The 9,066-nt window shown below is 63.2% G+C and carries 10 protein-coding genes and 1 pseudogene; 5 read left to right on the top strand and 6 right to left on the bottom strand.

Annotated elements, in window-relative coordinates:
• From FN369_RS08345 to FN369_RS11225, 3 genes are all read left to right on the top strand, one after another.
• Positions 1–651, top strand: a 651-nt coding sequence (locus FN369_RS08345) for a phospholipase D-like domain-containing protein (RefSeq protein WP_246189632.1), incomplete at its 5' end; no start/stop codon positions are given.
• Between the two features lie 86 nt (positions 652–737).
• The gene (locus FN369_RS08340; protein WP_142525705.1) at positions 738–1,565 is read left to right on the top strand and encodes an MOSC domain-containing protein; all 828 of its coding nucleotides are present in this window, start codon (positions 738–740) and stop codon (positions 1,563–1,565) included.
• Positions 1,566–1,667: 102 nt separating this feature from the next.
• Complete coding sequence (locus FN369_RS11225; RefSeq protein WP_178087761.1) at positions 1,668–1,841, top strand: hypothetical protein; 174 nt, start codon at positions 1,668–1,670, stop codon at positions 1,839–1,841.
• A 103-nt stretch (positions 1,842–1,944) separates the two neighbouring features.
• On the opposite strand, the gene nusG is transcribed toward FN369_RS11225, so the two are convergent.
• Positions 1,945–2,532 carry a transcription termination/antitermination protein NusG gene (gene nusG / locus FN369_RS08335; protein ID WP_142525704.1) on the bottom strand — a complete coding sequence of 196 codons (588 nt, stop codon included), beginning with the start codon at positions 2,530–2,532 and terminating at the stop codon, positions 1,945–1,947.
• Positions 2,533–2,918: 386 nt separating this feature from the next.
• Here nusG and FN369_RS08330 point away from each other — a divergent pair, with 386 nt between their 5' ends.
• The gene (locus tag FN369_RS08330) at positions 2,919–4,070 is read left to right on the top strand and encodes an NAD-dependent formate dehydrogenase (RefSeq protein WP_142525703.1); all 1,152 of its coding nucleotides are present in this window, start codon (positions 2,919–2,921) and stop codon (positions 4,068–4,070) included.
• Here the strand turns inward: FN369_RS08330 and FN369_RS08325 are convergent.
• Positions 4,067–5,113: a LysR family transcriptional regulator gene (locus FN369_RS08325; protein ID WP_142525702.1), complete on the bottom strand. Its 1,047-nt coding sequence runs from the start codon at positions 5,111–5,113 to the stop codon at positions 4,067–4,069. The genes FN369_RS08330 and FN369_RS08325 overlap by 4 nt on opposite strands.
• A 198-nt stretch (positions 5,114–5,311) precedes the next feature.
• Here FN369_RS08325 and katG point away from each other — a divergent pair, with 198 nt between their 5' ends.
• Positions 5,312–7,498 carry a catalase/peroxidase HPI gene (katG, locus tag FN369_RS08320; protein WP_142525701.1) on the top strand — a complete coding sequence of 729 codons (2,187 nt, stop codon included), beginning with the start codon at positions 5,312–5,314 and terminating at the stop codon, positions 7,496–7,498.
• Positions 7,499–7,574: 76 nt separating this feature from the next.
• Here katG and FN369_RS08315 read toward each other — a convergent pair whose 3' ends face one another.
• The 4 genes and pseudogenes from FN369_RS08315 to FN369_RS08300 all read right to left on the bottom strand — a co-directional run.
• Positions 7,575–7,922 (bottom strand): hypothetical protein, encoded by a 348-nt coding sequence (locus FN369_RS08315; protein WP_142525700.1) that lies wholly within the window; start codon positions 7,920–7,922, stop codon positions 7,575–7,577.
• Between the two features lie 93 nt (positions 7,923–8,015).
• Entirely contained in the window at positions 8,016–8,606 is a 591-nt protein-coding gene (locus tag FN369_RS08310; RefSeq protein WP_142525706.1) for a c-type cytochrome, read from the bottom strand.
• Positions 8,606–8,788, bottom strand: coding sequence for a hypothetical protein (locus FN369_RS08305; RefSeq protein WP_142525699.1), 183 nt, complete (start codon positions 8,786–8,788; stop codon positions 8,606–8,608). Before FN369_RS08305 ends, FN369_RS08310 begins: the two co-directional genes overlap by 1 nt.
• Before the next feature lie 22 nt (positions 8,789–8,810).
• Positions 8,811–9,066 (bottom strand): annotated as a pseudogene (locus tag FN369_RS08300) (membrane fusion protein of tripartite multidrug resistance system); the annotation flags it as partial.

Here is a 9,066-nt window from a genome sequence, read left to right as displayed (position 1 = left end):
GCCGCTGCCGCTCTGGAGCGGCTCTTCTTTGCAACCTGGTTGAGCCAAGGGGGAGCAGAGGGAGCAGCCCCGAGCTCGCTTCCGGCAGGGGCGCGAAGGGGAGAGGAGCGGGTCTCCGTGATCGGCAGCGGGCCCGACCGGGATGAGGCGCTCTACTATCGGAACTTCCTGGAAGCGATCCATGCTGCACGGAGGAGCATCGATCTAAGCACCGGATTTTTCGTGCCTACGCGGCAGGAGATCCAGGAGCTGGCTCGAGCGGCCCGGCGCGGCGTGGCGGTTCGGTTGGTTTTGCCCTCTCCGGTCAACGACCGAGAGGTGCGGGCGGCGGGGAGGGCGGACTATGGGCGACTGCTCCAAGCCGGGGTCCGGATTTGGGAGGTGGAAGGGGAAGTGCTCCATGCGAAGTTCGCTACGATCGACGGAGAGTGGACCGCAGTGGGATCCTCGAACATGGATCGGAGAAGCATCGTTTATAACAAGGAAGTCGACGCGATCATCTTCGGACAGAGGACCGCGGCGGCCGCCCGCTCCCTCATCGAAAAGGATATGTCCCGTTCGCGCGAGGTCACCCTTTCCCAATGGCGCCAGCGTAGCTTCGGGGAGCGGGCCAACGAGTTCTTTGCCACCTTCTGGCGATTCCTCATGTGAGCGACGCTTTTGCCTTGCGGAGCCTTCCATGGAGGGAATACCGTTTCTGCAAAAACGACAATAGAGGCAACCGATAGGAGAAAGCAATGGGCACAGGGGAACAAGGGATCGGCGAGGTAGTCTGCCTGCGCCGCTTTCCGGTCAAGTCGATGCGGGGCGAGGAGCTTGCTGCGGTTCGCGTCACCGCGCAGGGATTGCTCGGAGACCGGCACTTTGCATTCCGGGATCTGGAGACCGGGAAGATCGTCAGTGCCAAGTACCCGGCCAAATGGGGGAAGCTCTTCGATTTGCCGGTTTCCTGGATCCGGTCTCCGGAGGAGTCGCCGGATCCGGTCGTTCGATTTCAGCTCCCCGGGGGAGAATGGCGTCGAAGCGACGATTCGCAGGCGGCCGAGCCCGTCGGGGCTCTCTTCGGGAGGAAGGTGGCATTGCTCGCCACTGCGTTGGATCAGGTGAGCCTCGAGGAGTATTGGCCCGATATCGAAGGGCTGGCTCATCGGGAGCAGACGACGGACGAGAAGATGCCCGCCGGGACCTTCTTCGACGCCGCCCCGATCCATCTCGTCACGACCGCGACCCTCCGGAAGCTTCGTTCTCTCTATCCGGAAGGCCTCTTTGCATCGCGGCGGTTCCGGCCCAATTTCGTGATCGCGTCGCCGGCGGAGGCATGCGACTTCGTCGAGAATCAATGGATCGGGAAGCGGATCCGCATCGGGGACTCGGTTCGATTGCAGATCACGATGGGCTGTGGCCGCTGCGTCATGACGACCCTCCCTCAAGGGGATCTGCCGCAGGATCCGGGAATCCTCCGGACGGCGGCCCGCTACAACCATGCCGAGGTCGGGGTCTACGCAAAGGTCCTTTCCGAGGGATGGGTCTGGAGAGGAGCCCCGGTTCGGCTGGAAGAGGAGTGACGAATCGTTCTTCGCGTCTGCTGGCTTCCGCCCGGGATGCATCCGTCGCTCGGAAAAACATTGCGCTTGCAGCCGTTGGCCCGCGCCGCTAAGAGCAGCAATATGAAAGCATTGACACTCTTCTCCGTCCTCTCCGTTCTGCTCTTCGCCGCCGCGGGATCCCTCCACGCCGATTCGACTCTCGCGAAGAAGAAGGCGAGCTGCGCCTGTGCCGAGAAGTGCGCAAAGAAAGAAGCGTGCGCGGTGCACAAGCACAAGGATTGCGACTGCTCCTAATCGCTTCCGAAGCTCTGGAACCCGGCATGCCCGCTTCCGCTGGAAGGCGGGCCGCGCCGGTGGCCCGAAAGGGCGGACGCTTCCCCGCATTTCGCAGGGCTGCCTAGAAGCCCTGCTTCTTGCGATCCGAAATCGGCTGGGTCGGATTGCAGAGCACGATCTTTCGGCCGATTCGAGGATCGGGAATCTCGACGTCGGAAGGCGAGATCTCCGCCTCCAACTGACGGCCGAGCCAATTGAGGAGGATTCGGACCCGCTCCTTTCCGGGAAGAAATTCGCGGATGATCGCATGGAGGCCGCAGAGCGGGCCGGCGCCGATTTGCACCTCCATGCCCGGTTCCAGACTCGAGTCGAGCGTGATGAGGTTCTCCGGACCCAGGAGCTTGCGGAGCTCGTCGGCCGCGCCCGGCGGGATCAGTGGGTAGCGCCCGCCGAAGTGCACGACCTTGGCAACGCCTTGCGCATAGCGGACGGCGTTGAGGCGTAGGAGTGGTTCGAAGCGAGCGAAGAGGTATCCCGGAAAGAGCGGCTCGATCGCCCAGACCCGCTTACCTTTCCGGAGGCGGCTATAGCGGATCAACGGCAAGAGCGCCTCGACACCGCCCAGTCGCAGGAGGGACTCGTAGGCGATCCGTTCGCGTTTGGGCTGCGCCCGTAAGCAAAACCAGAGTCGTTCGCCCGGTGGAGGCATCGTCTTCTTTCGCGGTTCCTAGAGCGCGCGATCCGGTGGTCCGTTGCAGATGCGATGATTCTTGCAGAAAGGAAGAAGGATCAAAAGCACGAGCGCTCTTTTCTCTAATTCCTCTATAGGCAAAAAGACAGTCTAGAGCAAGACCGTTTTCTTTCTCTGAAGCCGTTCGCGGGCGGCCGGGGAAGAGCTCCGCTTCCGCCGGCCGTTATGGCGAGGGGGGCCTGGTCCGGGGGGATTCCTTGCTTGGCTCCATAACGGAATATGATCGCATCATAAGAAAGGATTATTTCCATCATTGTCGTTTAAGGAGCTATCTTTCCTTAAGAGGGCCGTCCCCGGATGGGAGTGCGGCCCGGTCGCCAAAATGATGGAAACGAGGAAAAGAAATGAAAATACTCTGCGTTCTCTACGATGATCCGATCAACGGATATCCCCCGTCCTATGCCCGGGATTCGATCCCGGTGATTCGGAAATATCCAGACGGGCAGACGGTGCCCAATCCGGAACGGATCGATTTTCGACCCGGCGAGCTGTTGGGCTGCGTTTCCGGGGAGCTGGGGTTGCGTCGATTTCTTGAGGAACGGGGGCACTCCCTTGTAGTGACCTCGGACAAGGATGGGCCGGATTCGCGCTTCGAGCAGGAGCTGCCGGATAGCGACGTGGTGATTTCGCAGCCGTTCTGGCCCGCCTACTTGACGAGGGAGCGGATTGCGCGGGCTCCGAAGCTCAAGTTGGCGATCACCGCCGGCATCGGCTCGGACCATGTCGACTTGCGGGCCGCAGTCGAGCGGAACATCACGGTCGCCGAGGTTACCTTCTCGAACAGCATCAGCGTGGCCGAGCATGTGGTCATGATGATTCTCTCCCTTGTCCGCAACTATCTGCCTTCCCACGACTGGGTGCGGCGCGGGGGTTGGAACATCGCCGATTGCGTCGAACGCGCTTATGATCTCGAAGGCATGCAGGTCGGGACCGTGGCGGCGGGCCGAATCGGGCTTGCGGTGCTCCGGCGACTCAAGCCGTTTGAGGTCGGTCTGCACTACACCGATCGTCACCGGCTTCCTCCGCAGGTCGAGGAGGAGTTGGGACTCACTTTCCATCCCGATGCGGCGGCGATGGTGCCCCACTGCGACGTCGTCACGATCAACTGCCCGCTCCATCCCGAGACCGAGCATCTCTTCGACGATGCCCTGCTGGCCAGGATGAAGAGGGGGACCTATCTGATCAACACGGCCCGCGCCAAGATCTGCGATCGGGATGCGATCGTACGCGCCTTGGAGAGCGGGCGGCTCGCCGGCTACGCGGGGGACGTCTGGTTTCCGCAGCCGGCTCCGAAAGACCATCCCTGGAGGACCATGCCTCACGAGGGGATGACCCCGCACATTTCGGGATCGACTCTCTCGGCTCAGGCAAGGTATGCGGCGGGAGTCCGCGAGATCCTGGAGTGTTGGTTCGCCGGGCGGCCGATCCGCAAGGAGTATCTGGTCGTCGAAGGGGGCAAGCTGGCCGGGGTCGGCGCCAGCTCCTACAGCGTCTAGGCGCGGGAGCCGCTTTCGCAAGCGGAATTGCCGCCGCGTGCCCATGGGGAGGAGTTGCGCCGGAGCAGCTCCAGAAACGCGGCGGCAGCCGCGGAACGTTGCATGGAAGGAGGAGCGAGGATGGCAAGGCTCCACCACAGGCCATGGGGGGGGTCGACCCGCAGGGCGGCAAGCTCGGGATCGGCTTCCGGAAGCACCCTCGCGGCGACAAAGCCGACCCCGAGGCCGGCGCGAGCGGCTTCGATCACCCCCTGGGCGCTGGGTACTTCCACATGGCCGGGAGAGTCGATCGAGAGCTTTCCGAACGCCCTCTCGACGGTGCGGCGGACTCCAGAGTCGGCTTCCCGCCAGACGACCCTTTCCCCGTGGAGGAGGCGGAGCGCCACGCCCCCGGGAAAGGCGCGCGCCAGCTTGCTCTCCCGGCGCGCGACGACCAGTATCTCCTCCTCGATCCAAGGTTTGCGGACGAAAGCGGGAGGGGGATCCCCCTCCATCGGCTCCTCGACGAAGACCAGATCGAAATCCTCCGCCCTCCGGATGAGTTCCCGGGAGGGTCCCGTTTCGATGTCGACTCGGATCCCCGGATAGCGGTTTTGGAAGGCGACCAGCGGGCAGGGGAGATAGTAGCTGCCGATCGTCGGGGTCAAAGCGATGCGCAGCCGGCCTTTCGTCCGACGTTGCAGCCGCCGGCTGAAGTCGCGTGCCGCTGCAACCGCCTCCGCCACGCGTAGCGCATGCTTACGCAGCTCTTCGCCCGCAGGGGTAAGGCGAACGTGCCCCTGCTCGAAGCGACACAAGGGATCGCCCACCGACTCCCGCAATCTCCGCAATTGGGCGGAGACCGCCGCTTGTACGACGTGGAGGCGGCGCGCGGCGAGGCTCACGCTGCCGAGCTCGGCGACGAGAGCAAACGCCACGAGGTGGCTCGGGTTGAGATCGAGCGGATCGTCATCCTCCGCTGGATCGGCTCTCCAGCCGAGGCCGCGCTCTTTGGAGTCGGGGGAATCGGAAACGGCGTCCACTGGAAGTCCGATCGTACGCACTGCTTCTCTGCCGATGCAATCGAAAGCGTCGAAGGCCGCCTGGCCGAGATCCTTCGCGCGAGATCGAAGCGGGAAAGGTTGCTCCGGAACTCATAGGCAGAAAGTATCCAATCCATCAAAAGAATGAATTATACCAATTGGACAAGCGGACCTATCCTCGAAGTCAAAAGCGAGCTTCCCTAGAGAAGGAGGAAACCTATGTCGACCGAATCGAGCTGTCCCTTTCGCCATACCGCCGCTGCGGGAGGAATTTCCACCATTCGCGACTGGTGGCCCAATCGTCTCAACCTGAGCATCTTGCGGCAGAATTCCCCGCTGTCCGACCCGATGGGCGAAGGCTTCGATTACGCGAAGGAGTTTCGGAGTTTGGATCTGGAGGCGGTGAAGAAGGATTTGCGCGCGGTGATGACCGACTCACAGGACTGGTGGCCGGCCGACTTCGGCCATTATGGGCCCCTTTTCATCCGGATGGCTTGGCATAGCGCCGGCACCTACCGGATCGGGGACGGTCGCGGCGGCGCGGGGACCGGGCAGCAGCGCTTTGCACCGGTCAACAGTTGGCCGGACAATGTGCTCCTCGACAAGGCCCGCCGCCTGCTCTGGCCGGTCAAGCGGAAGTATGGCCGGAAGATTTCCTGGGCCGACTTGATCATCCTCGCCGGCAACGTGGGACTGGAATCGATGGGCTTGCGGACCTTTGGCTTCGGCGGGGGACGGGTCGACGCTTGGGAGCCCGATGAGTCGGTCTACTGGGGATCAGAAGGGAAGTGGCTCGAAGACAAGCGCTACTCCGGAAAACGCGACCTCGAGAATCCCTTGGCCGCCGTGCAGATGGGCCTCATCTACGTGAATCCGGAAGGTCCCAACGGGAAGCCCGATCCGGTGGCGGCGGCGGTCGACATCCGCGAAACCTTCGCCCGCATGGCGATGAACGATGAGGAGACGGTGGCGCTGATCGCAGGCGGGCATACCTTCGGGAAGACCCATGGCGCCGGTCCGACCAGCTATGTCGGCCCTGAGCCGGAGGCGGCGGACATTACCGAACAGGGTCTCGGCTGGCGGAGCAGCTTCGGCAGCGGGAAGGGTCCGGACGCCATCGGCGGCGGTCCGGAGGTGATTTGGAGCAAGACCCCGACGCGGTGGAGCAACTATTTCTTCCAATTTCTCTTCGAGTACGAATGGGAGCTGACCAAGAGTCCGGCCGGCGCATACCAGTGGGTGGCCAAGAACGCCCCCGAGATCATTCCCGACCCGTATGATCCAGCCAAGAAGCGCCGGCCGACCATGCTTACCACGGACCTCTCGCTCCGATTCGACCCGGTCTACGAAAAGATCTCGCGCCGCTACTACGAAGATCCGGATCTCTTCGCAGACTCCTTCGCCCGCGCTTGGTTCAAGCTCACGCACAGAGACATGGGCCCCCGCATCCGTTACCTCGGTCCCGAGGTTCCGCAAGAAGAGCTGATCTGGCAGGATCCCATTCCCGCCGTGGATCACCCCTTGATCGAGGCGACCGAGATCGCGCGGCTCAAGGAGAGGATCCTCGCTTCCGGGCTGACGGTCTCGGAGTTGGTGTCGACCGCCTGGGCGTCGGCTTCCACCTTCCGAGGCTCGGACAAGCGCGGAGGTGCCAATGGAGCGCGCATCCGTTTGGCTCCGCAGAAGGACTGGGAGGCGAACCAGCCGGCGCAGCTCGCCAAGGTGCTCGCCCTGCTCGAAACGATCCGGGAGGAGTTCAATGCCGGCGCGGAGAGCGGGAAGAAGGTGTCGCTGGCCGACTTGATCGTGCTCGGCGGTTGCGCGGCTGTCGAGCAGGCGGCGAGGAACGCGGGCTGCCCGGTGACGGTCCCCTTCTTTCCGGGCCGTATGGATGCCCTGCCGGAGCAGACGGACGTCGAATCCTTCGCGGTGCTCGAGCCGATGGCCGACGGTTTCCGCAATTTTCGGAAGAAGGGCGTAGGCGTGCCCGCCGAGGCCCTGCTCGTCGACAAGGCGCAGCTGCTCACGCTCACCGCGCCGGAGATGACGGTGCTCGTCGGCGGTATGCGCGCGATGGATGCCAACGTCGGTAGGACTCGGCATGGCGTCTTCACTCGGCGCCCGGGTGCGCTCACCAACGACTTCTTCGTGAACCTTCTCGATATGGGCACGGAATGGAAGGCGGTGGCCGGAGAGGAGAATCTTTTTGAAGGATACGACCGCAAGACGGGCGAAGTGCGGTGGACGGCCACCCGGGTCGATTTGGTCTTCGGTTCCCATTCCGAGCTGCGCGCGTTGGCCGAGGTCTATGGCAGCGAGGATGCGCAGGAGAAGTTCGTGAACGACTTCGTCGCCGCCTGGAACAAGGTGATGAACCTAGACCGGTTCGACCTGGCGATGTCTTGACGAGGGAGAGCCCCTCGAAGCGTCGAGACGCGGGATGCGCTGCGAAAGCCGGGCCAGAGCAAGGAGGGGAAACGGATCAGGAGCCCGTTTTCGCCTTCCCGGCTTCCGCCGCCTTGGCCTTGCCGATCTGTACCGTGCGCGCTTGCAGCTTCTCGCCGGCTTTGCGCGCATGGATCACGACGCGCTCCCCGGGCATTAGGTCGGCGACCGTCGCCGGTTCCTTTTCCTTCCCCTTGGAAATTTCGGACTGGTCGGTAAGCTCGACGGCGATCGACTTTCCCTCGCGGGTCTTGACCGTCAAGACCTTCCCTTCCATTGAGGCGATCTGCCCGATGACATGGATCTCATTACCGTGCGCGAACGTGGAAGACGCGCCGAATCCGAAGATGACCAAAGAAAGCAAAACTCCAATCGCGCCGCGCATCGTACCTCCTCTTTCTTTCCAAAGGGCTCTTGCTCCGTCCTCCGCCCACGGTTGCGGAAGGCTGGCTGACGATACCCTTTCCTGAGCCTCCATTCAAGGAGAGCTTTTGTCGTCTCCTTCGAGAAAGCTTTCCTCCTCCCGCTCCTCGGCCCGTTCCTTCGGACCCTTCGGGTTGAGTTTCTCCATCTCCCGCTCCTCCTCGCGCGTGAGCTTCGGCAGATGGCGGAGGAAGAGCACGAGCTTCCAGCTCTCTGCATCATGGCCCTCTTCCCCCCAGGCCGGCATTCCCGTCATTCGGATCCCATTGTGGATGATGTAGTAGAGTTCCCCGTCGGTGAGGCTCTGCGTTTCTTGTTTCCGCATATCCGGAGGCCGGGGATAGAGGGTTTTGCCCATCTCGGTCTCCCCGCTTCCGTTGTTTGCGTGACATTGCGCGCAATGGTCGGCGTAGTGTTCCATTCCCTGCTGCAACCAGTCGCGGGTCGGCGGAAAGGGGTTTTGCTGCAGGCGCGCCTCCTCGGGGATCGAGAGCCGGTAGATCCGCTTCGCCAGGAATGCTTCCCAGGCTGGAGGGGCTTGCCGGGAGCCGAATCCCTGGCGGATGGCGAGGACTCCCCCTACGAGGACGAGCGCTCCCACAAGGGCGAGTCCCGCGAGCAACAGATAGCCGAGGCGCCGGAGCATCACGATCCCTTCCCCGTCCGCCCGGCAAGAACCGGCGGACTCCAGCCGAAAATCAAGGTGCCGGCGGCGGCGGGACTTCCGGGATCCACCTGTCGCGGCCAGCCGCAAACGAGCATAGGGGGAAGGAAGGGCGCGGTCGAGGCAAGAACGAGCGTCGGCGCTTTCTTGGCAATCTCTTGCATGGGAATGGCAAAGAGACGGGAGTTAAGGGAACGACTCCTGCGGGCGGGAGGAGGGCATGCGGTTGGCATCGATGATTCTCCGGATCTCCTCGGCCGCCCCGCGCAGCTCGACCTCTTCCTCATAGACCGAAGTCTGGTAGTCGGAGCGATAGGCGCTTGGCGGAATTTCCGTAAGTGGCTCGAGGACCGGTCGTCCGCGCCGCCAGGTGTCGATTCGGGTCACGCAGGAGAGCCCCGGCCGCAGCGGATGCTCTCGGAGCTCGGCCGGGTCGATCCGG

This window comes from Methylacidimicrobium cyclopophantes (genome assembly GCF_902143385.2).
In the GTDB taxonomy this organism is placed as follows: domain Bacteria; phylum Verrucomicrobiota; class Verrucomicrobiia; order Methylacidiphilales; family Methylacidiphilaceae; genus Methylacidimicrobium; species Methylacidimicrobium cyclopophantes.
This window is presented reverse-complemented; position numbering and strand designations above follow the sequence as displayed.